Genomic DNA, 25,743 nt, shown 5'->3' on the forward strand with positions numbered 1-25,743 from the left:
GGTCATGTCCGCGTACGTTCGTTCCGCTGTGAGTCGCCGGGTCAACGGCGGCTCCCCATACGGAAGATCAGGGGTGCACTCGTGCGCATCGGACTGCTTACGGAGGGTGGCTATCCATATGTGAGCGGTGACGCCAGGCTCTGGTGCGACCGGCTCGTACGCGGGCTCGGGCAGCACGACTTCGACGTCTACGCGCTCAGTAGGAGCGAACGGCAGCGGGGCGAGGGCTGGATCGAGCTTCCGCCCCAGGTCGGCCGCGTACGCACGGCGCCGTTATGGACCGCGGGCGATGACGGCGTGGGGTATGGGCGCCGGGCGCGGCGGCGGTTCGCCGAGTGCTACGGGGAGTTGGCGGCGGCTGTGTGTGCGGGGGACGCCGTCGGGGAGGCTTCCGGGGGTGGCTCATCGAGTGCGGCGGACCGTTTCGGCAGTGCGCTGTACGGGCTTGCCGAACTCGTCCGGGAGGAGGGCGGCGGCCTGATCGGAGCCCTGCGTTCCGAAACCGCCGTGCGCGCCCTGGAGAGCGCCTGCCGCGCGCCCGGCGCACTGCATGCCGCGCGGGGGGCGCGCGTCCCGGATCTGCTCACCGTCGCCGACCGCATCGAGCGCGCCCTGCGGCCCCTGTCGCTCGACTGGTACGACGAGGAGGACGGACTCGGCTCCGTCGACCTGTGCCACGCCACGTCCGGGGGAGCCGCGGCCCTGCCCGGGCTGCTCGCACGTCACTTCTGGGGCGTGCCGCTGCTGGTCACGGAGTATGGCGTGCAGTTGCGGGCGCACTACTTGGGCTCGCGCGAGGAGTCCGGCCCGGCGCGGGCGCTGCTCGCGGCGTTCCATGGCCGGCTCGCGGCCGAGATGTACCGGCAGGCCGCGCTCATCACGCCCGGCAATACGCACGCCCGCCGCTGGCAGGAGCGCTGCGGCGCCGACCGCGCCAAGCTCCGTACGGTCTGTCCCGGCATGGACGCGTCCCGCTTCCGGGACGTGGGCGAGCGAGCGGACCGCGCCGATCCGGACACGCTGATCTGGGTCGGGCGGATCGAGCCCGGCAAGGACCTCGTCTCGCTGCTGCAGGCCTTCGCGGAGGTCCGCAAAGTGCGGCCGAAGACGCGGCTGCGGATCGTCGGCGCGCCTGCCGAAGGGCCGGTTGGGGCTGCGTATCTGGCCCAGTGCAAGGCGCTGGCCGCACAGTTCTTCGCCGATGAGGTGGAAGGCGTACGCGAGATCGGCGACAACCCGGTGTCGGCAGTGTCGCCGGTGTCGTTCGAGGAGATCGGCGGGCCGGACCTGCCGAGTCTCGCGGAGACGTACGCGGCCGGGGCCGTGGTCGTTCTGTCGAGCGTCGTCGAGGGTTTCCCGATCAGTCTCGTCGAGGCGATGTTCTGCGGGCGCGCCACGGTGTCCACGGACGTCGGCGCGGTCGTGGAGGTCATCGGTGGTACGGGTCTGGTGGTGCCGCCATGCAATCCGCGGGCGCTCGCCGAGGCGTGCGTCGCCCTGCTGCGCGACCCCGAGCGCCGTGCACTCCTCGGCGCGGCGGCACGCGCGCGTGCCCTCGAACTGTTCACGGTCGAGCAGAACATCACAGCATTTCACAGCATTTACCTGGAGATCGTCTCGCACTGCCCGGTCCGCCGAGCAGCCACCGACGGCACCGGCGAACCGCTGCCCTTCGCCGTACCGGCCGAGGCCCATGTGCGAGGTCGCTGGGCCGGGTCCGGGATCCGGTCCGTGTCGGCGAGCGGTCCGCGGTGGGCTGCGGGGGCTCCGGCGGGGTCCGGGGCGGCAGGTGCCGGGGCGGCGGGCGCCCTTTCCGACTCGGCTCAGGAGCGGGTGCCCGCCGGGGAGGGGACGCGATGAGCGGGCGGCGGCAGGATGTGGACCTGCGCGGGGCGCCGGGCAGTGCCGCGGCGTGGAATGCGGGGTCGGACGAGTGGCTGGTGACTGCCGACGCGCCTGGTGCACCTGGTGAGCTGGGTGCGCCGGATGTTCCGGGTTCGTTGGGTTCGTCGGGTTCGTCGGACGAGTCCAACAGCCGGGTCCCCGCGGATCCCGTGAAAGCCCTGATGCACCGTCACCGCAAGCTGTGCGAACGGGCCGTGGATCCCTTGGAGATCGCGGCGGGGCTGGAGGCACACGGGGTGACCGACCGGACCGTGGCCCGCTTCCGGCATCGCGACGTGTTCTCGCTGGCCGAGGAGATGTACGCGCGCGTGCCCCGCGACGGCGAGACGGGCCCAGCGGCCGCTGCCGTCAAACTCCCCAAGATGCGCGCCGATTGGGCCCTGCTCGCCCTGCTGCCGGGCGCCGCGTGCGCGGCGGCGGTGACGGGGCTGCGCCTCACCGAGGACCGGCCGCGCCTCGCCGTCGCGGTCGCCGTCATGGGCGTACTCGCCATTGCCCTGAGCCTGCGTCTGGCCCTGAGCAGCGGCCCCCTGCACACCACGCGCGCGTGGCGCACGACCAAGGGCACGCGCGCGTGGACCTGCTGGCTCCTCGCGTACACCCTCCTCGGCGACGGCCTGCTCGCCGCCGCCCTCGCGGGTGGCCCGGACGGCTGGCCGAACGGTGACCTCGACGGCCCCTGGCCGGTGCGCCTCGGTTCCGTGCCGGCCCTCGGCCTGGCCTGTGCCCCGGCGGCCTGGTGCGCCCACCTCTTCGCCGTACGCGCCCGGCGCAGGCTGGCCGCCAGCCGAGCTCTGGGGGAGTTCGCCGCCTCCGTACGGCCCCTGCTCCTGGGCGCGTTCGGGCTGTTCCTCTGTGTCCTGGGCGGACTGCTCGCATTGTGCGGGGCGCTGCTGGGCGAGCCCGTCGATCCCGCCGCCTACGCCGGAACCGGCGCCCTCGGCGCGCTCCTGCTGCTCGCCCGGCTGCTCACCGTGCACGGTTTCACGCGCGCCCCGGCTGTCGTCCTGGCCGCTGTCGGCGCGATCGAGGCGACGGCTGTGGCGAGTGTCTTCGCGGGCCGCCTGCCCGGCTGCTCGTTTCTCGCCGTTCCCGTCGAGACCGTGGCCGGCGCATGGGGGCCCGGTGCCCTGCCGGCTCTCGTATGCGGGGCCGCGGCGCTCGTACTCCTGGTCCACGCGACCAGGACCCTCACCCGGGCCTCGGCCCACGCGGACCACGGTGGGACGCCGTGAACCGCACCCCGAGCCCGGCATCGGCGCCCGGCTCTCGTGCTGAGCGCAACCCTCCCGCGGGGCCGACACCGCGGGCCTCCCTGACGAACCATGGCAACACCCTTGAAGGAGACACGAGATGATCACCCTCCGTATCGGAGAATCCACCCCGGGAGCCGCCCGATGAGGGTGCTGCTGATCGGAGCCAACGGATTTCTGGGCCGGTACGTCGCCGACCGCCTCCTCGCCGACCCGGCCGTGCAGCTCACCGCGCTCGGCCGGGGCGACGACGCGGATGTGCGCTTCGACCTCGCCAGTGGCAGCCCGGGCGCATTGACCCGCTTCCTGGACGCGGTGCACCCCGGCGTCGTCATCAACTGCGCCGGCGCCACCCGCGGCGGCGCCCGCGAACTGACCCGGCACAACACCGTCGCCGTCGCCACCGTCTGCGAGGCCCTGCGCCGCAGCGCCTGCCACGCACGTCTCGTGCAGATCGGCTGCGGCGCGGAGTACGGCCCCAGCCAGCCCGGCTCCTGCACGGCAGAGGACGCCGTGCCACGCCCCGGCGGCCCGTACGGCGTCAGCAAGCTCGCCGGTACCGAACTCGTCCTGGGCTCGGGCCTGGACGCCGTTGTCCTGCGGGTCTTCTCGCCCGCCGGACCCGGCACCCCCGCCGGTTCGCCCCTCGGCCGCCTCGCCGAGGCCATGCGCCGCGCCATGCAGTCCGGCGACGGCGAACTGAAGGTGGGCGGACTCGGCATCCAGCGCGACTTCATCGACGTACGCGATGTCGCGCGCGCCGTCCACGCCGCCTCCCTCTCCGCCGCACAGGGCGTCATCAACATCGGCTCCGGACGTGCCGTACGCCTCCGGGACGCGGCCGCCGTCCTCGCGCGCGTGGCCGGCTACGGCGGCGCGCTGCACGAACTCGACAGCCCGCCCGGAATCGTCAGGCCATCCATCGGTCACCCCCGCTCCGAACCCGAGCACACGGCCCCGGCCGCGTACCCCTATCCCGACGGCTGCGGCAGCTGGCAGCAGGCCGATGTGCGCACCGCACGCGACCGGCTCGGCTGGCGGCCCCGCATCCACCTCGAAGAGTCCCTCGCCGATATCTGGATGGAGGCGGCATGCCGCATCTGACCAGCACCGCGGTGGGCACCGCGAGCACCGACATACGTCTCGGCTTCGGCGTCCCCGGCTATGCACACCCCCTCCTCGCCCCCCTCGAATGGGGCGAACTCGCTCGCCCCGGCACCCCCTTGCACTGGGTCGTCCTCAACGTCGCCGACGGTCCCGGCGCCCGGCCCGACCCGCACTGCCTCGCCGCGGCGGGGCGACTGCGCAACGCGGGTGTCCGGGTCCTGGGACACCTGGATGTGAGGTACGGCGCACGCACCTTCGCCGAGCTGATATCGGACGCGCACCGGTATCTCGACTGGTATCGGGTCGACGGCTTCTTTCTGGACCGCTGTCCCACGGATCGGACAGCGCTTCCCGAGGTCAGCCGTACGGCCACGACCCTGCGCGCGTTCCTCGGCGAGGGACATATCGTCCTCGGACACGGCTCCCACCCGCATCCCGGATATGCCGAAACCGCCGACCAGTTGGTGACCTTCTGCGGCCCCTGGAGCGAATACCGCTGGTCGCAGGTGGCGGAGTGGACCGCCGACCACCCGGCCGACCGCTTCTGCCACTTCGTGCACAGCGTGCCCCGCGGCCATCTCGAGGAGGCGCTGCGCATAGCCCGCTGGCAGGGCGCCTCGACGATCTACTTCACCGACCGCACGGACCGCGGCGGTCGCGTCGACCCCTGGGAAACCATGCCCGGCTACTGGGACGAAATCGTCTCGCGCCTCGGAACGGGTGTCTCGGAATGAAGAGGGGCGTGGCAGTGTTACGCGGAGAACAACCGTAGTGATTGACCGACCAACGGAGTCCCCGTGTCGCTGCCACCCCTGGTCGAGCCAGCTTCTGAGCTCACCGTAGACGAGGTCCGCAGGTACTCCCGCCACCTGATCATCCCCGACGTCGGGATGGACGGGCAGAAGCGGCTGAAGAACGCCAAGGTGCTCGCTGTTGGCGCCGGCGGCCTGGGCTCGCCGGCCCTGATGTACCTGGCCGCGGCGGGCGTCGGCACGCTCGGCATCGTGGAGTTCGACGAGGTCGACGAGTCGAACCTGCAGCGCCAGATCATCCACAGCCAGGCGGACATCGGCCGCTCCAAGGCCGAGTCGGCCCGCGACAGCGTGCTCGGCATCAACCCGTACGTGAACGTGATCCTTCACGAAGAGCGGCTCGAGGCCGAGAACGTGATGGACATCTTCAGCCAGTACGACCTGATCGTCGACGGCACCGACAACTTCGCGACCCGCTACCTGGTCAACGACGCCTGCGTGCTCCTCAACAAGCCGTACGTCTGGGGCTCGATCTACCGCTTCGACGGCCAGGCCTCCGTCTTCTGGTCCGAGCACGGCCCCTGCTACCGCTGCCTCTACCCGGAGCCCCCGCCGCCGGGCATGGTCCCCTCCTGCGCCGAGGGTGGCGTCCTCGGCGTGCTGTGCGCGTCCATCGGCTCCATTCAGGTCACTGAGGCGATCAAGGTCCTCACCGGTACCGGCGAACCGCTGGTCGGCCGCCTGATGATCTACGACGCCCTGGAGATGCAGTACCGCCAGGTCAAGGTCCGCAAGGACCCGAACTGCGCGGTCTGCGGCGAGAACCCCACCGTCACCGAGCTCATCGACTACGAGGCCTTCTGCGGCGTCGTCTCCGAGGAGGCCCAGGAGGCGGCCGCCGGCTCGACGATCACTCCCAAGCAGCTCAAGGAGTGGATCGACAACGACGAGAAGATCGAGATCATCGACGTCCGCGAGATCAACGAGTACGAGATCGTCTCGATCCCCGGCGCCAAGCTGATCCCGAAGAACGAGTTCCTCATGGGCACCGCCCTGGAGACCCTCCCGCAGGACAAGAAGATCGTCCTGCATTGCAAGACGGGTGTCCGCAGTGCGGAAGTCCTCGCCGTGCTCAAGTCCGCCGGTTTCGCGGACGCGGTGCACGTCGGTGGCGGCGTGATCGGCTGGGTCAACCAGATCGAGCCCGAGAAGCCGGTGTACTAGACGCAGGCTTGGACGCAGGCTCTGGCTTTGCGGGGAAGGGCCCGGCACCGGGTGTGCCGGGCCCTTTCCTGCTGTGCGAGCTTCTGCAGGCCGGGCTACGACTCGCAGACCTTCCCGTCCTCCGGCACCTCCCCGTCCAGCAGGTACGCGTTCACCGTGCCGTCCACGCAGGAGCTGCTCCCGTACGCCCCATGCCCCTCGCCCTTCCAGGTGAGCTCGACGCCGACGTCCTTGCCCAGCTCGTCCGCCATCTTGCGGGCACCCTCGTACGGTGTCGCCGGGTCGCCGGTGTTGCCCACGACCAGGACGGGATCCGCTCCGGGCGCGCTGACCTCCGGGGTCTCGTGCTGACCGGCCACCGGCCAGTTGTGGCACCAGCCGGCCGTGTCCCAGCCCATGAACTCGCCGAAGACGGGCGAGATCTTCCGGAACTGAGGGAGCAGCTTCTTCGTCTCCTCGATCGTCGGCCGCTCCTTGTCGTCCAAGCACGATATGACCCGTTGTGAATGCGTCGTCGTGCCGTAACGTCCCGTCGTGTCACGCTCGTTGTAACTGTCGGCGAGCGCCAGCAGCTCCGAACCATCGCCCTGCTCCGCCGCGTCCAGCGCGCTGGTGAGGCCGGCCCAGGTCTGCTCGCTGTAGAGCGGGAGGACGATGCCGGTGAGTGCCAGTGTCTGGGTGAGCTTGCGGCCGCTCGATGTCGGCAGCGGCTCGGCGTCGATCTTCTTCAGCAGGTCCGCGATCTTCTGAGAGCCCTCCTTGGGGTCCTGCCCGGTGGACTTGAGGTAGTTGTCCAGGGCGCGTTGGAAGCCGCGCGTCTGGTTCTTGGCGTGGCCGACCGTGCCCGCGCTCGGGTCGACGACCGCGTCCAGTACGAGGCGGCCCACGTTCTTGGGAAACAAGTGGGCGTAGACACCGCCCAGTTCGGTGCCGTACGAGATGCCGAAGTAGTGCAGCTTCTGATCACCGAGCACGTGGCGCATCAGGTCCATGTCGCGGGCCGTGTCGGTCGTCGAGACATGTGCCATGAGCTTGCCCGCCGACTCCTCGCAGCCCTTGCCGAAGTCGGCGGAGTCCTTGAGGTAGGAGGTCTCCTCGGCCGCGGTGTCCGGCGTGGAATCGACCGACTCGGCGGCCTGGATCTCCTGGTCGCTGCGACAGCGCACGCCCTCGCTGGCCGCGACTCCGCGTGGGTCGAAGCTCACCAGGTCGTACCGCTCCTGCAGCTCGGACGTCAGCGCCGCGTACGACGGCATCATGGAGATGCCCGAGCCGCCCGGGCCGCCGAAGTTGAACAGCAGCGAGCCGATGCGTGAGTCCTCGTCGCTGGACTTGCTGCGGATCAGAGCTATACCGATCGTCTCGCCCTTCGGCTTCTCCCAGTCCAGCGGGACTTTGAGCGTCGCGCACTGCCAGTCGTCGCCCGGCGCGGGTCCGTCCGAGGTGGCCCCGCAGCGGCCCCAGTCGAGCTTCTGCGAGGTGAGCGAGGCCGGTAGCTTCGCCGTCGAACCGGACGGCGCCGTGGGCGGCGTGGCGCTGGCCTTTCCGTCGTCCTTGCCCTCGTCGGACGAGCCGCCACCGCAACCCGCCGCAAGCCCGGTGACCAGCACCGCGGCCGCGGCCAGCGCCGTGGATCGTACGAAACGCGCCATGAGCCCCTTACCCCCTCGCAAGTCATCCGCACGAGTCGCGAATGACGGTCAGGCCATAGTAGGCAGACCGGGAGTCAAGCCGTGGTGACCTGTGGATAACCTTGTGACCTGCCCTTTTATGAGCAAACCAGCCCCGTCGACGGGACCCTGCCGTCCAGCAGATAGCCGTTCACCGCGTCGCGTACGCACTTGCTCCCGCTGCCGTACGCCCCATGCCCCTGGCCCTTGTACGTCAGCTCGACGCCGACACCTTTGCCCAGCTCGTCCGCCATTCTGCGGGCGCCCTCGTACGGCGTGGCCGGGTCGCCGGTGTTGCCGATCACCAGGATCGGTGCCGCCCCGGCGGCGCTCACGTCAGGGTCGTCGGCGGCTCCCGCCACGGGCCAGTCCGTACAGCCGAGCAGACCCCACGCCAGATAGTCGCCGAACAGGGGAGAGGCCTCGCGGAACTGCGGAAGCTTCGCCTCCACATCGGCCGTGGTGTAACGCGGCTTGCTGTCCGCGCAGTTGATGGAGACGTTGGCGGAGGCGATGTTGCTGTATTCGCCGTTCTCGTTCCGTCCGTTCATCGCGTCGGCCAACAGCATCAGAACCGTGCCGTCACCGGCGTACGCCTGCTGGAGCCCCTCGGTGAGGTACTCCCAGTAATCCTGTGAGTAGAGCGCTTGCACGATGCCGCCGGTGGCGACGGTCTGGGTCAGCTCGCGCGGGAAGGCGCCCGGGATCGGCCTGCTGTCGAGGTCCTTGAGCAGCCTGGCTATCCGGTCCTTGACGTCCTGCGCGGTGTCGCCGAGCGGGCATGCCTCCTGCTTCGAGGTGCAGTCCTCGGCGAAGTTGTCGAGCGCGAGCTGGAAGCCCTTGGCCTGCCCGAGCGAACCCTGCTCCGGACTCCGGGTCGGGTCCACTACGGCGTCGAAGACGGCCCGCCCTACCTTCTTGGGGAACAAATGGGCGTAGACACCGCCCAGTTCGGTGCCGTACGAGATGCCGAAGTAATGCAGCTTGTCGTTGTCGAGGACCTGCCGCATCAGGTCCAGATCGCGGGCCGCGTCGGTGGTCCGCAGGTGCGGGAGGATCTTCCCGGAGTTCTTCTCGCAGGCCGAGTTGAACGCTTTCGTGTCCTCCAAGAGCGTTCTCCGCTCGGCGGTGTTGTCGGGGGTGGCGTCCTGCTGGAAGTACTCATCGAGCTGTTCGTCACTCGCGCACTCCACGCCCGCGCTGCGGCCGACTCCGCGCGGGTCGAAGCTGACCAGGTCGTAGCGGGTGCGCAGTTGCGCGTACTCCTCGGCGAACGCGGGCAGCGAGACCACCCCCGAGGACCCGGGGCCGCCGAAGTTGAAGACCAGTGAGCCGATCCGCTTCTCCTTGGCACCGCTGGCCTCCGCCCGGATCAGCGCGAGCCCGATCGTGTCTCCCTTGGGCTCGTCCCAGTCGAGGGGCACCTTCAGCGTCGCGCACTGCCACTCGTCGCCGTTCGGCAGAGCCGACGGGGCCTCTCCGCCTCCCTGGGACTCGGCCGGTGCCGGGCAGTCCTTCCAGCTCAGCTCCTGCGCCGCCAGGTCCTCGTCCTTGTCGTCGGTGTCACTGTCGCACCCGGCGACGGTCACGGACAGCACAAGGGCGGTGGTCAGGGCAGCGGCGCGCAGCCGGGAAGGATTCGGCATGTTCCCATCCTGAGCTCGCGGGGGACGGGACGCTCGGGGCGCGGGCTGTGCGGGTGAGGGCCAGGACCTGTCCGCCGGACCGGCCCTACAGCGCGCCTTTGCGGGTCAGATGGTTGAAGAACAGCCACCCGGGCAGCACCGGCAGCCACAGTGTGAGCAGCCGGTAGAGCAGCACCGCGGGCGCCGCGACCTCCTTGGGCAGGCCTACGGCGATCAGGCCGACCGTGAGGGTCGCCTCGACCGCGCCCACGCCACCGGGGGTCGGAGCGGCCGAGCCCAGCGCGTTGCCGGCGAGGAAGACGACGGCGACGCTGGCGAGGCTGATCGCGGGCATGTCGTCGCCGCCGAACGCCCGGATCGACGCGTCCAGGCACATCACGAAGCAGGCCGTCAGCAGCACCATGCCGCCGATACCGGTGATGAGCTTCTGCGGTCGCTGGAGCACGTCGAGCATGCGGGGCACGACACCCGCGAAAAGCGACCGCACGCGCGTGGCGACGAATTTCCGCAGGAACGGAATCGAGCTCATCACGAGCACCAGCACCGCGACCGTCAGCAGACCCGCGATCACCGTGCGGGACGGCGACAGCGACGGCGTCTTCTCCGTTCCGGTCAGATAACCGAAGGCGAGCAGCAGCACGATGTGGCTGCCCAGACCGAACAGCTGCGAGGCACCGACACTCGCCACCGCCAGGCCCGGCCGCACTCCGGCGCGCTGCAGGAAGCGCGTGTTGAGGGCGACGCCGCCCACCGCCGCGGGAGCCACGATCTTCACGAAGGATCCGGCGACCTGCGCCGCGACGGCCCGTAGGAAGGGCACTCGCTCGGGCACGAAGCCCAGCAGGCTCATGGCTGCCGCGAAGTAGCTGAGCGCCGAGAAGAGTACGGCCGCGGCGACCCAGCCCCACTCGGCGTTGTCGAAGAGCGTGCCGAACTCGATGTGCGTGAGCTGCGACAGGAGGAAATACGCGCCGATGGCGCCGGCGATGAAGCTGATCAGCGTGCGCGGCCGGATGCGCTCCAGGCGCGCCGGTTCGACCGGCGCCTGCGGCCTGATCAGCAGCACCTGGTGGCGGATCTGGGTGAGCAGATCCTCCTCGCGTGCCTCCTCCAGGGCCTCGTCGATCGCCCGCTTCTCGGAGCGCTTCTCGGCCCGTACGGCCTTCTTGCCGGGCTTTTCGAGTACGACGGGCCCGGTGTCTTCCTCGGCCTCCTCGTCGGCGCGCCCCGGCCTGGCCTGCCGAGAGGCCTCCAGCACGGCCTCCCGCTCCCGCTGCGCCCGCTCCCGGGCCAGCTTTCGCAGCGTCGCGCGCGTGGCGCGCGTCAGCGCGATGGGCTGCAGCATCGGCAGACAGTCGGCCACCGTGTCGGGGCCCAGCACCTCGACCGCCGACGCCACCGCGCGCTCCGCGCCGACCCGCAGGGCCAGCGTGGTCACCAACTGGGCGATGTCCATGCGCAGCAGCAGCTCACCGGCCGCGATCTCGCCACCGCGCAGATCAGTGAGGATCACCGTGCCGGAACGATCCACCAGAATCGCGTCGCCCGCCAGCCTGCGGTGCGCGATGCGCCGCGACTGCAACGCCTGCACCTGATGCCAGGTGTCGCGCAGCAGCTCGTCGGTGATCTCCTCGTCCGGCAGCGAGTCCAGCGTGCGTCCGCCAATGTGCTCGTAGACGAGCATCACGGCGTCCGGGCCCAGTTCGGAGGTGGCGATCAGCTTGGGCGCGTTGGCTCCGGCCGCGATGGCCGCGTACGCGAGAAGCGCCTCCTGCTCCAGCGCCTGGCGCAGCGACTGGAGGCTGCGGCGCGTGGTGATGCCTCGCAGCGTCAGACGCCGCCACACGCGGTAGAAGAAGCCCTGCGCCTGTTGCTCACGGTCGACCACCGTGACGTCCAGCGGCCGGCCGTCCTCCAGCGTCACGAAGTACCGGCGCCCGCGGTCACCGCTCTCGGTGGACTCCGGTGTCTCCTCGCGGGAGGCGCTCACCGGATGGAAGCCGACATGCCGCAGGCCCGCCATCAGCGTCCGTCCCGTGGGCCGCACGTTCGGCGAGCCGACCGCGTACAGCGTCCCGTACGCCACGCTCCAGCCGATCAGCACCGTCAGGATGATCGAGAAGGGTGTGGTGTAGCCGGTGACCAGCATCGAGAAGGCGTCGAGCAGCAGCACCACCCACAGCACCGCACGCCAGCGTGGCCGCCGCGCCATGCCGACGGCCGTCATGTACGCGATGACCGGCGCGAGATAGCCGTGCACCGGGTCGGTGAGGGCGTGGATGTCCTGCGGCAAGGGCTGCGTGAGCGCCTTCTGGATCGAGTCCGGGGCGGCTTTGGCGACCCAGAGATCTGTGGCGAGCGTCACCCCGTGAGCGAGGACCGCGGCCAGCACGCCGTCGGCGATCCGCAGTCCGTCCCGCTTGATCAGCCGCTCGATGGCGAAGGCGACCGGCACCAGGAGGATCGCGATGCTCGACGCGAGCCCCGCGATCTCGCTCAGCAAGTCGGGTGCCTCGTCGGTGCCCTTGTTGATGTCCTGGGCGAGTCCCGATGTCGTGCCGTGCGCGAACGCGGCGATCGCCAGCAGCACCGCGACCGCGAGGATGCCCACCAGGAGGCGCATCAGGTCGGAGGGACGGTGCACGCGCGCGGGGAGCAGCGGTTCGTCGCCCTCGACCGCTTCGGAGTGGGCGTCGTCGGCTTCGGAGTCCGGGGCGTCGGCGGCCGGGACGCCCTTCTTCTTGTACGCGTCCGAGGTGTGGTCGCCCTTCTTGTGCGCGTCCGAGGTGCGCTCGTCCGAGTCGTCGCCGGTGTCCGGGCGCGACGAAACCTCAGAGGTGCCCTCCGTATCTTCGGAGTGCACACCTTGCTGTTTCATCGTCTCTTCTTGATCTCGTATCACCAGTCACCGCCCGGATGATGGTGGCATGCCCCACCGACACAGAGGGGCATCAGGGGGCATTGCGGGGGCGCACAGTCTGCCCGAAGTGCCGCTCCCGGGCGAGGTATACGCTCGGTCACCGCTCCGTCACGTTGTCGGTGGGGTGGGGCAGGATGGGGCGGATGAGCGAGGAGAGTCTTCCGGCGAACGCCCTGCCGGAGTACGCGGAGCGAGTCCTTGAGGTCGCCGAGCTGATTCCGCCCGGCCGCGTCATGACGTACGGGGACGTCGCCGAGTGGCTCGAGGAAGGGGGGCCACGTCAGGTCGGCCGTGTGATGGCCCTCTACGGAGGAGCCGTTCCGTGGTGGCGCGTCATACGCGCGGACGGCGTGCTGCTCCCGGGTCACGAACTGGAGGCCCTCGGCCACTACCAGGCGGAGGGCACGCCCCTGAAGGAGGCGAGCAGAGCCTCCGAGGGCCACCTGCCGCGCGTCGACATGAAGCGAGCGCGGTGGGACGGCGAGCAGCGCGCGGAACGTCACACTTGACAGCTTCCGCCATCGGACGCCCGAAAGGGGGATCAGCGGCCCGTACAGGGGAAACTGGGCACGTTCGTGGCATGGCGTACGTTCGTGATGCGGGGGACGCAAGCGTTCTGAGGGACGGGAGGGAAGAAGCGGAAGCCCTCCTTCCGCTGTCCTCACGGGCGTAGCGTCAACGGCGCGCATCCCCCTCACCACGCGGCCACCGCCGCCCACGCGCGGCGGTAAGCCAACCAGCACACCCACCAGGACCGGCGAACCACGTGAGCTCCTCTTCCTCCACCAGGCGCCTGTCGCACCACCAGGGGCGGCAGGGGAACCGTGGCGCTTACCGACTGGTGCGTACCCCGCCGGTCCGGGTGGCTCCCCCTCTGCTGGACGCAGATCAGCGGGCCGTGGTTGACCACAAGGGGGGCCCGCTGCTCGTCCTCGCAGGTCCGGGCACCGGCAAGACGACGACACTCGTGGAGTCCGTGGCGGCCCGGATCGGGCGTGGCACGGATCCCGAGCGGGTCCTGGTGCTGACGTTCAGCCGCAAGGCCGCTGTGGAGCTGCGGGACCGCATGGCGCTGCGCATGGGGGCGGCCCGCGCGCCCCAGGCGACCACTTTCCACTCCTTCTGTTATGCCCTGGTCCGCGCCCACCAGGACAGCAACCTGTTCGTGGAGCCGCTGCGGCTGCTCTCCGGCCCCGAACAGGACGTGGCGGTGCGTGAACTCCTCGCGGGCCAGCCCGACCTCGAGCGGCTCGGCCTCGCCCATGTGCGCTGGCCGGACGAGCTGCGCGCCTGCCTGACGACGCGCGGCTTCGCCGACGAGGTTCGCGCGGTGCTGGCCCGCAGTCGCGAACTGGGGCTCGGTCCGGACGCGTTGGACTCGTTCGCCTCCCGCATCGGCCGCCCCGACTGGCGCGCCGCGGCCGCCTTCCTCGCCGAGTACCTCGACGTTCTCGATATGCAAGGAGTGCTCGATTACGCGGAACTGGTGCACCGCGCGGTGCTGCTCGCCCGCCGTCCCGAGGTCGCCGCACGGCTCGCCGCGCAGTACGACGCGGTCTTCGTCGACGAGTACCAGGACACCGATCCGGCACAGGTACGGCTGCTGCACGCGCTCGCGGGTGCCAGCCGCACTCTCGTCGCCTTCGGCGACCCCGACCAGTCGATCTACGCGTTCCGGGGCGCCGACGTGAACGGCATCCTGGAGTTCCCGGAGGCCTTCCCACGCGCGGACGGCTCTCCGGCCCCGGTCGAGGTCCTGAGGACGTCACGCCGGTCGGGCGCCGGACTGCTGGCCGCCACCCGGCTGCTGACCCGGCGCATGCCCCTGACCCGCCTCCCGGCGGAGAAGGTCCGCGCCCACAGGGAGCTGACTCCCGTACGGGACGATGGCCGCGTCGAGGTCTACACGTACCCGACCCCCGGCACGGAGCTGGACAACATCGCGGACATCCTTCGCCGCGCCCACTTGGAGGACGGCGTCCCCTGGAGCGAGATGGCCGTCCTGGTACGCGCCGGCCACCGGACCATCCCGACCGTCCGCCGCACCCTCACCGCGGCCGGCGTCCCCCTCGACATAGACGGCGACGACCTTCCCCTGCGCCATGAACCAGCGGTGGCACCCCTGTTGACGGCACTCAAAGCGGTGGCCGAGGCGGCACTTCGGGACGCAGCGCGGGCAGCCGAGCAGGCCAGAGCCGGGGCGGGTGCCGACGGAGAGGGGTCGGCTGAGGGAAGTGCCACGTCCGCGCGCGCGGACACCGTCACCCCTGCTCCCACCGACGCTGCCGCCGAGCCCGAGCCCGAGCCCGACTCCGAAGCCGCCGTCGCTCCGGAAGTGCCCTGGCTCGACACCGAGACCGCGCTCACCCTCCTCGCCTCCCCGCTGGCCGGCATGGACGCCGCCGATCTGCGCCGCCTGGGCCGTGCCCTGCGCGAGGAGGAGCGCGCCGGGGGCAACCTCGTCCCGCCGCCCTCGGACGAGTTGCTGGCACGGGCGCTGGCCGAGCCGGAGCGGCTGGTCGCGCACGACCCCTCGTACGCGCGCGGAGCCCAGCGTCTGGGCGCTCTGCTGCGCAAGGCCCGTGAGCGCCTCGCCGGCGGCGGCACGGCCGAGGAGGCGCTCTGGGAGCTGTGGGACGGCACACCGTGGCCTCAGCGCCTGGAGCGGGCCGCCCGACGTGGCGGCGCGGCCGGGCGCAACGCGGACCGCGACCTCGACGCCGTGTGCGCGCTGTTCGCGACGGCGGCCCGCGCCGAGGAGCGCACGGGTGGCCGCGGCGCCCTGAACTTCCTGGAGGAGATCGAGGCCGAGGACATCGCCGCCGACACGCTCACCCGCAGGGCCGTACGCCCTGATGCCGTACGCCTGATGACGGCACACCGCTCCAAGGGCCTGCAGTGGCGCCTGGTCGTCGTCGCGGGCGTGCAGGAGGGACTGTGGCCGGACCTGCGCCGCCGCGGTTCCCTCCTGGAGGCCGACCGCATCGGACGCGACGGCCTCGCCGAACCGCTCACCCCCGGAGCGCTGCTCTCCGAAGAACGCCGTTTGTTCTACGTGGCCGCCACGCGCGCGCGTGAACGTCTCGTCGTCACCGCCGTGAAGGCCCCCGCCGACGACGGCGACCAGCCGTCCCGTTTCCTCACCGAACTCGGCGTCGAACCCAAGGACGTCACCGGCCGCCCCCGCCGCCCCCTGTCCGTCGCCGCCCTCGTCGCCGAGTTGCGCGCCACGATCGTCGACCCCCGCGTCTCGGACACCCTCAGGGGGGCCGCCGCCCGCCGCCTGGCCCGGCTCGCCGCGCTCGGCGACGAGGACGGCCGCCCTCTCGTGCCGTCCGCGCACCCCTATCGCTGGTGGGGCATGTACGAGCCGACCGAGAGCAAGGTTCCGCTGCGCGACCGCGACCAGCCCGTCGTGCTCTCCGGGAGCGCCCTCGACCAACTCGCCAACACCTGCGCCCTCCAGTGGTTCCTCGGCCGTGAGGTGAAGGCCGACACCCCCGCGACCGCCGCCCAGGGCTTCGGCAATGTGGTGCACGTGCTGGCCGACGAGGTCGCCTCCGGACGTACCCCCGCCGACCTCGCCGTCCTCATGGAGCGCCTCGACTCCGTGTGGAACGCGCTCGCCTTCGACGCCCCCTGGAAGTCGGCGCAGGAGAAGGAGCACGCGCGCGTGGCGCTCGAACGCTTCCTGAAGTGGCATGTGCTGGACCGTGCGGGCCGTACGCCGGTGGCCAGCGAGCACGACTTCGACATCACCCTCGAAGCGGGCTCCTACGAAGTACGCATCCGCGGCTCCATGGACCGCGTCGAGCGGGACACCGAAGGCCGCGCCTACGTAGTCGACTTCAAGACCGGCAAACAGGCACCGACCGCCGCCGACGTGGCCCACCACCCCCAGCTCGCCGTCTACCAGCTCGCCGTACGCGAGGGCGCCGTCGACGAGGCCTTCGAAGGCGAGCACCCCGACCCGGGCGGCGCCGAACTCGTCCAGCTCCGGCAGGGCGCCCCCAGGAAGGACGGCGGCGAGACCCTGCCGAAGGTGCAGGCCCAAGAGCCCCTCTCCGGGGAGTGGATCGGCGACCTTCTCGCCACTGCCGCGGGCAAGGTCCTCGACGAGCGGTTCACCCCGAGCACAGGACAACACTGCACACACTGCGCGTTCCGGGCGTCGTGCAGCGCACGTCCCGAGGGACGCCACGTGGTCGAGTGAGCCCGCCCAAGGGTGTCGCCTCGTCAAGTGGTACCGGAAGTGACATAGCGCACCACGCGTGTTGACCAGCGCATCCTCCGGCCCGGCAGCCGATGCGACCCCCGCTGTCAGTGATCGCGGTTAGCCTCTCTGAGGTGCCCGCTCGTATCACCAATCCCGAACAGCTCAAGGAGCTCCTCGGCATTCCGTTCACCTCGGAGCAGACGGCCTGCATCACCGCACCGCCCGCCCCGCAGGTGATCGTGGCCGGAGCCGGCTCCGGCAAGACCACGGTGATGGCCGCGCGCGTGGTGTGGCTGGTCGGCACCGGGCAGGTCGCCCCCGAACAGGTCCTCGGCCTGACGTTCACCAACAAGGCCGCCGGCGAACTCGCCGAGCGCGTACGCAAGGCCCTGATCAAGGCCGGCGTCACCGACCCCGATGTGATCGACCCGGACAACCCGCCGGGCGAGCCCGCCATCTCCACGTACCACGCCTTCGCAGGCCGTCTCTTGACCGACCACGGCCTGCGCATCGGGCTCGAACCCACCGCGCGCCTCCTGGCCGACGCCACCCGCTACCAGCTCGCCGCCCGCGTCCTGCGCGAGGCCCCGGGGCCCTACCCGGCGCTCACCCGCTCCTTCCCCGACCTGGTCAGCGACCTCCTCGCGCTCGACTCCGAACTCGCCGAACACCTCGTACGGCCCGAGCAGTTGCGCGCGTACGACGCCGCGTTGCTGCGCGATCTGGAGAGCGCCAAACTCACCAACGCCGACCTGCGCAAGGTCCCGGAGACGGCCGCCGCGCGCCGTGAACTGGCCGAACTGGTGGGCCACTACAGGGCGGCCAAGCGTGAGCGTGACCTCCTCGACTTCGGAGACCAGATCGCACTCTCCGCGACGCTCGCCCGCACCCGGCCCGAGGTCGGCGACATCCTGCGCGACGAGTTCCGGGTGGTCCTGCTCGACGAGTACCAGGACACGTCGGTCGCCCAACGCATCCTCCTGGCAGGCCTGTTCGGCGGCGGCACCGGCCATCCCGTGACCGCCGTCGGCGACCCCTGCCAGGCGATCTACGGCTGGCGCGGCGCCTCCGTCGCCAACCTCGACGACTTCCCCGAGCACTTCGCGCACACCGACGGCCGCCCCGCGACCCGCCAGGCGCTCAGCGAGAACCGCCGCAGCGGCGGCCGACTCCTCACCCTCGCCAACGGCCTCGCGGAGCCCCTACGCGCCCGGCACGCGGGCGTGGAGGCCCTCCGCCCGGCCCCTGGTGCCGAACGCGACGGCATGGTGCGCTGCGCGCTGCTGCGCACCCACGCCGAGGAGATGGACTGGCTCGCCGACTCCATCGCCCATCTCGTACGCACCGGAAAGGTGCCCGGCGAGATCGCCGTCCTGTGCCGTACCGCGACCGACTTCGCCGAGATCCAGGGCGCGCTCGTCGCCCGCGACATTCCCGTCGAGGTCGTCGGCCTCTCCGGGCTGCTGCACCTCCCGGAAGTCGCCGACCTCGTCGCCGTCTGCGAAGTCCTCCAGGACCCGGGCGCCAACGCCTCCCTGGTCCGCCTGCTCACCGGCCCGCGCTGGCGCATCGGCGCCCGCGACCTCGCCCTCCTGGGACGCCGCGCACGGCTCCTCGTGTCCCACGCGCGCGTGGGCGCCGACGACGACCCGGACCGCCGGCTCGCTGCGGCCGTCGAGGGGGTCGATCCGGCCGAGGTGATCTCGCTCGCGGATGCCCTCGACACCTTCCTGGAGACGCCGTTGGGAGGCGACGGGGACGACGACGGGCTGCCCTTCTCGCCGGACGCGCGCGTGCGGTTCGCCCGGCTCGCCACCGAACTGCGTGACCTGCGCCGCTCGCTGGCCGACCCGCTGATGGACGTCCTGCACCGAGTCCTCGCCACGACCGGCCTGGAGGTGGAGCTCTCCGCGTCCCCGCACGCCCTGGCCGCCCGCCGCCGCGAAACCCTGTCCAACTTCCTCGACATCGCCGCGTCCTTCGCCGCCAACGACGGCGAGGCCACCCTCCTTGCCTTCCTGGGCTTCCTGCGTACGGCCGCCCAGTACGAGAAGGGCCTCGACAACGCCCTGCCGGGCGGTGAGAACACCGTCAAGGTGCTCACCGCCCACAAGTCCAAGGGCCTGGAGTGGGACGTCGTCGCGGTCCCCGGACTGGTCACCGGCACGTTCCCCAGCACTCAGGGCCGCGAGAAGTGGACCGCCCAGGGCAAGGTCCTGCCCCACGAACTGCGCGGCGACGCCGACACACTGCCCGACATCGAAGCGTGGGACTCCAGGAGCATGAAGGCCTTCCATGAGGCCATGAAGGACCATCAGCACACCGAGGAACTTCGCCTCGGCTACGTCACGTTCACCCGCCCCCGCTCCCTCCTCCTCGGCTCCGGCCACTGGTGGGGCCCCTCCCAGAAGAAGCCACGCGGACCCTCCGACTTCCTGCAGGCCCTGTACGAGCACTGCGCGGCCGGGCACGGCGAGACCGAGGTCTGGGCGGACGAACCCGAGGAGGACGAGGAGAATCCGGCGCTTCATGAGGCCACCGGCGACCACGTGTGGCCCCTCCCGCTGGACGACGCGGCGCTGGCCCGCCGACGAGCAGCCGCGGCAACGGTGCTGGCCCACCTGGAGTCCGAGCACTCCCACGAGGCGGCCCACCCGTCCGCCCACGACGTCCAAGCCCCCTACGGCGATCCGGACTGGCCGCCTCCGCCCGAGGAGGACGAACCTCCTTACGGGGACGGTGACTTCGCCGACGAAGCTCCGTACGCGGACGAAGCCTTCCATGAAGAGGCCGAATTCGCGGACGGGCCGTACGGAGAGGCCGAATTCGCGGACGAGCCCCCAGCCCCCCCGGAGTCATGGCCTCGGAACCGGCCGAGGATCCCGCGCCCCACCCCCGCCCCGGACGCCCTCCCGCACCCACCGGAGACCGCGCCCCTCACCCCCGAGGAAGCCCGCACCATCGCCTCCTGGGACCGCGATCTGGACGCCCTCACCGGAGAGCTCCTGCGCACCCGCGAGAGCGTCAAGGACGTACCTCTGCCGATCTCCCTGACCGCATCCCAGATGCTGAGCCTGGCCGCCAACCCGGACGCCTTCGCGCAGGAGCTCGCGCGCCCCATGCCACGCGCCCCGCAGCGCGCCGCACGCCGCGGCACCCGCTTCCACGCCTGGGTCGAGACCCGCTTCGAAGAGCTGCGGCTGCCCATGCTGGAGCCGGAGGAACTGCCCGGCAGCGAGGCCGAGATCGCGGACGAACGCGACCTGGAGGCACTCAAGGACGCCTTCGAACGCACCCTGTACGCCCATCGCACGCCCTACCGCGTAGAAGCCCCCTTCCAGCTCGAGATCGCCGGACGAGTCGTACGAGGCCGCATCGACGCCGTCTACAAGGAGGGCGACGGCGACGAGACGACGTACGAGATCGTCGACTGGAAGACCAACCGCAGCCGCACCGCCGACCCCCTCCAGCTCGCCCTCTACCGGCTCGCCTGGGCCGAGCAGCACGGCGTACCCCTGGAGTCCGTCAAGGCCGCTTTCCTCTACGTACGCGGCGGCGAGATCGTACGGCCCGAGAATCTGCCGGACCGGGCCGCACTGGAGCGGCTGCTCCTGGAGGAGCCGTCCTGGGACGAACCGCCGGACCAGCATGTCAGTGCGGGCGGATAGGCTCGTGAACATGAGCAAGACTTCGGACAGCGCCGTCCGCCCGTACATCGAGAACCACCGCGCCGCCTTCCTCGACGACCTCACCGAGTGGCCGCGCATTCCGTCCGTGCCGGCCCGGCCCGAGCGCACGGCGGACATACGGCGCAGTGCCGACTGGCTTGCCGCGAAACCCCGGGAGACCGGCTTCCCGACCGCCGAGGGCGGTGCGGGCCCCGCCGCGGACGGGGCGACCTAGCGGACAACGGGCGCGATGCACACTGAAAGAGCCCGCCGAACGCCGCCGAGTCCTGCCGCACGTCCCGCTGAAATACCCGTTCCACCGGGGGAGTTGGAAGCACCCGTGACCACCTGGACCGATCACACCGCCGACCGTCCCATCTCGCTCACCGCCCCGAGCGGCATCGACCGGGCCGCCCACCACCGGCTCGACGAAGCCTGGCTCGCCGCGGCGTGGAGCCACCCCACGACCCGCGCGTTCGTGGTCTCCGGTGGCCAGGTCCTCATCGACGAGACGGAGGACGGCACCACCGAACTCGTGATGACCCCCTCCTTCGAAGCCCCTCTCACCGAGGCACACCGCTACTTCCTGGGCACCGACGACGACGGCGTCAGTTACTTCGCACTCCAGAAGGACGCGCTCCCCGGCCGCATGGACCAGTCCGCACGCGCCGCGGGACTGCGCGAGGCAGGCCTGCTCCTGTCACCTCGCGACACGGGACTCATGGTGCACGCCGTCGCCCTGGAGAACTGGCAGCGCCTGCACCGCTTCTGCTCCCGCTGCGGCGAACGCACCGTGATCGCCGCGGCCGGTCACATCCGCCGCTGCCCCGCCTGCGGCGCCGAGCACTACCCCCGCACCGACCCGGCCGTGATCATGGCCGTCACGGACGACGACGACCGCATCCTGCTCGGCCGCCAAGTGCACTGGCCCGAGGGACGGTTCTCCACCCTCGCCGGCTTTGTCGAGCCCGGCGAGTCCATTGAGCAGTCGGTACGCCGCGAGGTCCTGGAGGAGGCCGGCGTCACCGTCGGGGAGGTCGAGTACATCGCCAGTCAGCCCTGGCCCTTCCCCTCGAGCCTCATGCTGGGCTTCATGGCCCGTGCCACCTCGGCGCACATCGACGTCGACGGCGACGAGATCCACGAAGCCCGCTGGTTCTCCCGCGAAGAGCTACGGGCCGCCTTCGAGTCCGGGGAGGTGCTTCCCCCCTACGGCATCTCGATTGCGGCCCGCCTGATCGAACTCTGGTACGGCAAGCCCCTGCCGAAGCCGGGCACGGCCCTCTAACGGGGGCTCAGACCCCGATCTTCTGCTTGACCTGCGCCAGCGAAGGGTTAGTGAGGGTCGAACCGTCCGGGAACAAAACGGTGGGAACCGTCTGATTGCCGCCGTTCGCCTTCTCCACGAACGCCGCGGAGTCCGGGTCCTGCTCGATGTTGATCTCGTCGTACGCGATGCCCTCGCGGTCCATCTGGCTCTTCAGCCGACGGCAGTAGCCGCACCACGTGGTGCTGTACATCGTCACAGTGCCCGGCATGTGTCTCGCGCTCCTTTGCTGCTGGGGGTGCGTATTCGCAGTGAGTGGAACGTACGTGACGGGTCCACCATTCCCGTACGCCGACGGTGCGGGGTCCGGAGGCCGGGGCCGCGCCTGCCGCATTAGTACGACTGCAAGTGTCTGCCTGTGGACAACCGGCGTACCCGCACCCGCCGAACTGGCAGCATGGCGGGGTGACAGCAGCAACGCACTCCACCCTCTTCCCGCAGGGCTCCGGCAGCTCTCAGTACTCGGCTGCGCCGAGCGGGGCCGACGCGGTGCTCGAAGGCCTCGACCCCGAGCAGCGCGAGGTCGCCACCGCCCTGCACGGCCCGGTGTGCGTACTGGCAGGAGCCGGCACGGGCAAAACCCGGGCCATCACCCACCGCATCGCCTACGGAGTGCGCGCCGGGATTCTCCAGCCCTCCAGCGTGCTGGCCGTCACCTTCACCAACCGCGCCGCCGGCGAGATGCGCGGCCGCCTCCGCCAGCTCGGCGCCTCCGGAGTCCAGGCACGCACGTTCCACTCCGCCGCCCTGCGCCAACTCCAGTACTTCTGGCCCAAGGCGGTCGGCGGCAGCCTGCCGCGGCTCGTCGACCGGAAGATACAGCTCGTCGCCGACGCCGCAGCCGCCTGCGGCGTCCGCCTCGACCGGGGCGAACTGCGCGATGTCACAGCCGAGATCGAATGGTGCAAGGTCACCCGGACCGTCCCCGCCGATTACGCGGCGATGGCCGCCAAGACCGGCCGAGCAGCCCCCCGCCACCCGGGCGAGATCGCCCGGCTCTACGCCGCGTACGAGGACGTCAAACGCGACCGCGGTGTCATCGACTTCGAAGACGTCCTGCTGCTGACCGTCGGCATCCTCCAGGACCGGCACGACATCGCCGATGAGGTCCGCGCCCAGTACCAGCACTTCGTGGTCGACGAGTACCAGGACGTCAGCCCTCTCCAGCAGCGCCTCCTGGAACTGTGGCTCGGCGAGCGCGACAGCCTCTGCGTGGTCGGCGACGCCAGCCAGACGATCTACTCCTTCACCGGTGCAACCCCCGACCACCTACTCGACTTCCGCGCCCGCCACCCCGGCGCAACGGTCGTCAAGCTGGTCCGTGACTACCGTTCCTCGCCCCAGGTCGTCCACCTCGCCAACGGCCTGCTGGCCCAGGCCCGCGGCCGCGCCGCCGAGCACCGTCTGGAGCTGATCTCCCAGCGCGACCCGGGCCCCGAGCCGGTCTACACCGAGTACACCGACGAGCCCGCCGAGGCCGAGGGCGCCGCCCGCCGTATCCGCGACCTCATCGCCTCCGGCGTGCCCGCGAGCGAGATCGCCATCCTCTTCCGTACGAACGCCCAGTCCGAGATCTATGAACAGGCCCTCGCCGACGCCGGGGTGCCCTACCAACTGCGTGGCGCCGAGCGGTTCTTCGACCGCCCGGAGGTGAAGAGGGCCATCCACGGTCTGCGCGCGGCAGGCCGCTTCGGGGGCAACGACTCCCTCCTGGACGACGCCGTGGACCTGCCCGCGCAGGTACGAGCCGTGCTGTCGAGCGAGGGCTGGACCAGTGAGCCGCCCGCCGGATCCGGCGCGGTCCGCGAGCGCTGGGAGTCACTGGCCGCCCTGGTTCACCTCGCCCAGGACTTCGCCGCCGCCAAGCCCGACGCCACGCTCGGCGACCTCGTCGCGGAACTCGCCGAGCGTGCCGCCGCCCAGCACGCCCCGACCGTCCAGGGCGTCACTCTCGCCTCCCTCCACTCCGCCAAGGGCCTGGAGTGGGACGTCGTCCTTCTCGTCGGCGTCACCGAAGGCATGATGCCGATCACTTACGCAAAGACCGAGGAACAGATCGAGGAGGAGCGCCGCCTTCTCTACGTCGGCGTCACCCGCGCCAGACAACACCTCTCCGTTTCCTGGGCACTGTCCCGCTCGCCCGGAAGCCGTCCCAACCGCCGCCCCAGCCACTTCCTCGACGGACTGCGCCCCGGCTCCACCGCCGCCCCGACCCGAGGTGGCGTGGGCGGCTCCGGTGGCATCGAGCGCGGTGTCACGGGTGGCGTCGAGGGCGTGGTGCGGCGGGTGACCCGTCAGCCGGCCCGCTGCCGGGTCTGCGGTCGCAGCCTCACCGACGCCGGTGAGATGAAACTGATGCGCTGTGAGGGCTGCCCCTCCGACATGGACGAGGGCCTGTACGAGCGGTTGCGTGACTGGCGAGCGGATCAGGCGCAGCGCAGCGGACAACCGGACTTCTGCGTCTTCACGGACAAGACACTGATGGCCATCGCCGAAGCGGTACCGGCCACTCCGGCCGAACTAGCTCGCATCCCGGGGGTCCTCAACCGCAAGCTCAACCGCTACGGAACCGAAGTTCTGGCCATCTGTGCAGGTCAGGAGCTTGAAGAGGGGGATGATGAGGACTGATGCAAACTCGTCGAGAAAATAGTTTGCGCATGCCCCAGGAATCCCCATAGGTTCTTAAGCACGGAAGCGGCGGCCTTCTCGAAGGCCCTGGTTCCGTGCTGTACTTAATAACCGTCGGACCGGCTCACCCCCGGTCCCTTGAGACGCCGAGAGGAGGCGATTCCAGTGATCAGCATCAACACCAGTTCCATCAGCACCGTCAAAATGACCGATCGCTCGGTCGTCTCCACGTGCCTGCTCGGCTTCTCGAACCTGGGCACCGGTCTGTCCGGCATTCCTGCTGTCCGGCCGGCGTCCTCCGTGTCTCTCGCGGGTCTTCCCGTCAGTGAGCGCAATGAGCGACCGATGAAGGCACTGGAAGCAGTAGAGGCGCAGGCGCAGGCCTATGCCTTTGCGGCCGCCGGTGCCGGATCCCGCAAGCAGCTGCACCACACGATGTGGGCCTTCCGTGGGCCTGAACCCTGGAGTGATCCAGCCTGATCGGCGATCAGGCCGGCGCCTTCAGGGCCGCGGAACCCCACCCGGGATCCGCGGCCCTTCTGTTTGTCCCCGACCAGGGACGGCAGAGCGAAGGGGCCTCGGGACAAGAAAAGAACCCGGTACCAGCCGCCAACCGGCCAACCGGCCGGCACGACCAGACGAGGAAGACGAACCGTGCAACTCGAAGCGCACGCCCCGTCCGTACCGCCTTCCGAAACGATCCCCCCGCCCGGCCTCACGGAGGACTCCACCTTGACCCCGCTCACTGCGCTCACCGCGCTCGACGACGCCATCGAGAACCTCGGCGTACCCGTCCCCTGCCGCTCCAACGACCCGGAGGTCTTCTTCGCCGAGTCCCCGGCAGATGTCGAGTACGCCAAGTCCCTCTGCCGCACCTGCCCGCTGATCGAGGCCTGCCTCGCCGGCGCCAAGGAGCGGCGTGAGCCCTGGGGCGTCTGGGGTGGCGAGCTCTTCGTTCAGGGTGTCGTTGTCGCCCGGAAGCGGCCGCGTGGCCGCCCGCGCAAGAACCCGGTTGCGGCATGAACACCACAGGAACGATCGATCGCCCCGTGACGCACGACCCCAAGAAGCAGGCCTCGATGAAGCCGTCCATCAGCGAGCCCGCCGGCTCCGCGATTCCAGACTTCACCGCCACCGGCGCGAACGACTCGCGTCAGAACAGGACCCGAGAGATGCAACTCATCCAAGAAGCCCTGGCTCGTGCGCATATGCACGAGCTGCAGCGCGCCGCCGAGGCCGAGCGCCGGGCCATCCGCCTGGTGACGGCCCGCCGGATGCAGCGCCGCGCCGAGCGCGCGTCGCTGCGCGCTCGCCGCGCCCTGGCCATGGCGGTCATGCAGTAAGGCCGCATTGAACAGGCCGCGTTGAGGCAACAGCCGCAACAGCTTCGGTGTTGGCAACGGCAGTAGAAGCAAACCGCTTATCGC

Annotated in this window: 17 protein-coding genes and 1 pseudogene; 14 read left to right on the top strand and 4 right to left on the bottom strand. The window is 70.7% G+C overall.

Annotation, left to right across the window (positions count from 1 at the left end; all coding sequences use genetic code 11):
* Nucleotides 1–81: 81 nt before the first annotated feature.
* From ACYVO6_RS30610 to moeZ, 5 genes are all read left to right on the top strand, one after another.
* Complete coding sequence (locus ACYVO6_RS30610; protein WP_461066816.1) at nucleotides 82–1,860, top strand: DUF3492 domain-containing protein; 1,779 nt, start codon at nucleotides 82–84, stop codon at nucleotides 1,858–1,860.
* Nucleotides 1,857–3,140, top strand: coding sequence for a hypothetical protein (locus tag ACYVO6_RS30615; protein WP_461066818.1), 1,284 nt, complete (start codon nucleotides 1,857–1,859; stop codon nucleotides 3,138–3,140). The genes ACYVO6_RS30610 and ACYVO6_RS30615 overlap by 4 nt, the downstream gene beginning before the upstream one ends.
* Nucleotides 3,141–3,302: 162 nt before the next feature.
* Nucleotides 3,303–4,262: an NAD-dependent epimerase/dehydratase family protein gene (locus ACYVO6_RS30620; RefSeq protein WP_461066820.1), complete on the top strand. Its 960-nt coding sequence runs from the start codon at nucleotides 3,303–3,305 to the stop codon at nucleotides 4,260–4,262.
* Nucleotides 4,250–4,999: a spherulation-specific family 4 protein gene (locus tag ACYVO6_RS30625; protein ID WP_461066822.1), complete on the top strand. Its 750-nt coding sequence runs from the start codon at nucleotides 4,250–4,252 to the stop codon at nucleotides 4,997–4,999. The genes ACYVO6_RS30620 and ACYVO6_RS30625 overlap by 13 nt, the downstream gene beginning before the upstream one ends.
* A 63-nt stretch (nucleotides 5,000–5,062) precedes the next feature.
* Nucleotides 5,063–6,241 carry an adenylyltransferase/sulfurtransferase MoeZ gene (moeZ, locus tag ACYVO6_RS30630; RefSeq protein WP_461066824.1) on the top strand — a complete coding sequence of 393 codons (1,179 nt, stop codon included), beginning with the start codon at nucleotides 5,063–5,065 and terminating at the stop codon, nucleotides 6,239–6,241.
* A gap of 95 nt (nucleotides 6,242–6,336) precedes the next feature.
* Here moeZ and ACYVO6_RS30635 read toward each other — a convergent pair whose 3' ends face one another.
* From ACYVO6_RS30635 to ACYVO6_RS30645, 3 genes are all read right to left on the bottom strand, one after another.
* Nucleotides 6,337–7,893: an alpha/beta fold hydrolase gene (locus ACYVO6_RS30635; RefSeq protein WP_461066826.1), complete on the bottom strand. Its 1,557-nt coding sequence runs from the start codon at nucleotides 7,891–7,893 to the stop codon at nucleotides 6,337–6,339.
* Nucleotides 7,894–8,009: 116 nt separating this feature from the next.
* Entirely contained in the window at nucleotides 8,010–9,557 is a 1,548-nt protein-coding gene (locus ACYVO6_RS30640) for an alpha/beta hydrolase (protein ID WP_461066828.1), read from the bottom strand.
* Between the two features lie 85 nt (nucleotides 9,558–9,642).
* Entirely contained in the window at nucleotides 9,643–12,435 is a 2,793-nt protein-coding gene (locus tag ACYVO6_RS30645) for a lysylphosphatidylglycerol synthase transmembrane domain-containing protein (protein WP_461066830.1), read from the bottom strand.
* Between the two features lie 185 nt (nucleotides 12,436–12,620).
* Here ACYVO6_RS30645 and ACYVO6_RS30650 point away from each other — a divergent pair, with 185 nt between their 5' ends.
* The 5 genes and pseudogenes from ACYVO6_RS30650 to nudC all read left to right on the top strand — a co-directional run bounded on the left by ACYVO6_RS30650 (nucleotide 12,621) and on the right by nudC (nucleotide 21,649).
* On the top strand, nucleotides 12,621–12,986 hold the full coding sequence (locus ACYVO6_RS30650) for an MGMT family protein (protein ID WP_461066832.1): 366 nt from the start codon (nucleotides 12,621–12,623) through the stop codon (nucleotides 12,984–12,986).
* 257 nt (nucleotides 12,987–13,243) lie between these two features.
* Nucleotides 13,244–16,690: an ATP-dependent helicase gene (locus ACYVO6_RS30655; RefSeq protein ID WP_461066834.1), complete on the top strand. Its 3,447-nt coding sequence runs from the start codon at nucleotides 13,244–13,246 to the stop codon at nucleotides 16,688–16,690.
* A 134-nt stretch (nucleotides 16,691–16,824) separates the two neighbouring features.
* Nucleotides 16,825–20,361: an ATP-dependent DNA helicase gene (locus ACYVO6_RS30660; RefSeq protein ID WP_461066836.1), complete on the top strand. Its 3,537-nt coding sequence runs from the start codon at nucleotides 16,825–16,827 to the stop codon at nucleotides 20,359–20,361.
* A 10-nt stretch (nucleotides 20,362–20,371) separates the two neighbouring features.
* Nucleotides 20,372–20,581 (top strand): annotated as a pseudogene (locus ACYVO6_RS30665) (peptidase M20); the annotation flags it as partial.
* Between the two features lie 120 nt (nucleotides 20,582–20,701).
* Nucleotides 20,702–21,649, top strand: a complete 948-nt coding sequence (gene nudC, locus ACYVO6_RS30670; RefSeq protein ID WP_352374032.1) for an NAD(+) diphosphatase — start codon at nucleotides 20,702–20,704, stop codon at nucleotides 21,647–21,649.
* A 7-nt stretch (nucleotides 21,650–21,656) separates the two neighbouring features.
* On the opposite strand, the gene ACYVO6_RS30675 is transcribed toward nudC, so the two are convergent.
* Nucleotides 21,657–21,899: a mycoredoxin gene (locus tag ACYVO6_RS30675; protein WP_461066839.1), complete on the bottom strand. Its 243-nt coding sequence runs from the start codon at nucleotides 21,897–21,899 to the stop codon at nucleotides 21,657–21,659.
* A 194-nt stretch (nucleotides 21,900–22,093) separates the two neighbouring features.
* On the opposite strand from ACYVO6_RS30675, the gene ACYVO6_RS30680 reads away from it, so the two are divergent.
* From ACYVO6_RS30680 to ACYVO6_RS30695, 4 genes are all read left to right on the top strand, one after another.
* Nucleotides 22,094–24,316, top strand: a complete 2,223-nt coding sequence (locus ACYVO6_RS30680; protein WP_461066841.1) for an ATP-dependent DNA helicase UvrD2 — start codon at nucleotides 22,094–22,096, stop codon at nucleotides 24,314–24,316.
* A gap of 165 nt (nucleotides 24,317–24,481) precedes the next feature.
* Nucleotides 24,482–24,796: a hypothetical protein gene (locus ACYVO6_RS30685; RefSeq protein ID WP_461066843.1), complete on the top strand. Its 315-nt coding sequence runs from the start codon at nucleotides 24,482–24,484 to the stop codon at nucleotides 24,794–24,796.
* Nucleotides 24,797–24,970: 174 nt separating this feature from the next.
* Nucleotides 24,971–25,339 carry a WhiB family transcriptional regulator gene (locus ACYVO6_RS30690; protein WP_262007304.1) on the top strand — a complete coding sequence of 123 codons (369 nt, stop codon included), beginning with the start codon at nucleotides 24,971–24,973 and terminating at the stop codon, nucleotides 25,337–25,339.
* Nucleotides 25,336–25,659, top strand: a complete 324-nt coding sequence (locus tag ACYVO6_RS30695) for a hypothetical protein (protein WP_461066845.1) — start codon at nucleotides 25,336–25,338, stop codon at nucleotides 25,657–25,659. The genes ACYVO6_RS30690 and ACYVO6_RS30695 overlap by 4 nt, the downstream gene beginning before the upstream one ends.
* Nucleotides 25,660–25,743: the final 84 nt, after the last annotated feature.

It is taken from the genome of Streptomyces pseudoechinosporeus (genome assembly GCF_054783935.1).

Excerpts from the sequence above, each read along its gene's own strand:
- ACYVO6_RS30615 (WP_461066818.1), top strand. The coding sequence starts at position 1,857 with ATGAGCGGGCGGCGGCAGGATGTGGACCTGCGCGGGGCGCCGGGCAGT.
- ACYVO6_RS30620 (WP_461066820.1), top strand. The coding sequence starts at position 3,303 with ATGAGGGTGCTGCTGATCGGAGCCAACGGATTTCTGGGCCGGTACGTC.
- ACYVO6_RS30625 (WP_461066822.1), top strand. The coding sequence starts at position 4,250 with ATGCCGCATCTGACCAGCACCGCGGTGGGCACCGCGAGCACCGACATA.
- ACYVO6_RS30635 (WP_461066826.1), bottom strand. The coding sequence starts at position 7,893 with ATGGCGCGTTTCGTACGATCCACGGCGCTGGCCGCGGCCGCGGTGCTG.
- ACYVO6_RS30640 (WP_461066828.1), bottom strand. The coding sequence starts at position 9,557 with ATGCCGAATCCTTCCCGGCTGCGCGCCGCTGCCCTGACCACCGCCCTT.
- ACYVO6_RS30645 (WP_461066830.1), bottom strand. The coding sequence starts at position 12,435 with ATGAAACAGCAAGGTGTGCACTCCGAAGATACGGAGGGCACCTCTGAG.
- ACYVO6_RS30650 (WP_461066832.1), top strand. The coding sequence starts at position 12,621 with ATGAGCGAGGAGAGTCTTCCGGCGAACGCCCTGCCGGAGTACGCGGAG.
- ACYVO6_RS30675 (WP_461066839.1), bottom strand. The coding sequence starts at position 21,899 with ATGCCGGGCACTGTGACGATGTACAGCACCACGTGGTGCGGCTACTGC.
- ACYVO6_RS30695 (WP_461066845.1), top strand. The coding sequence starts at position 25,336 with ATGAACACCACAGGAACGATCGATCGCCCCGTGACGCACGACCCCAAG.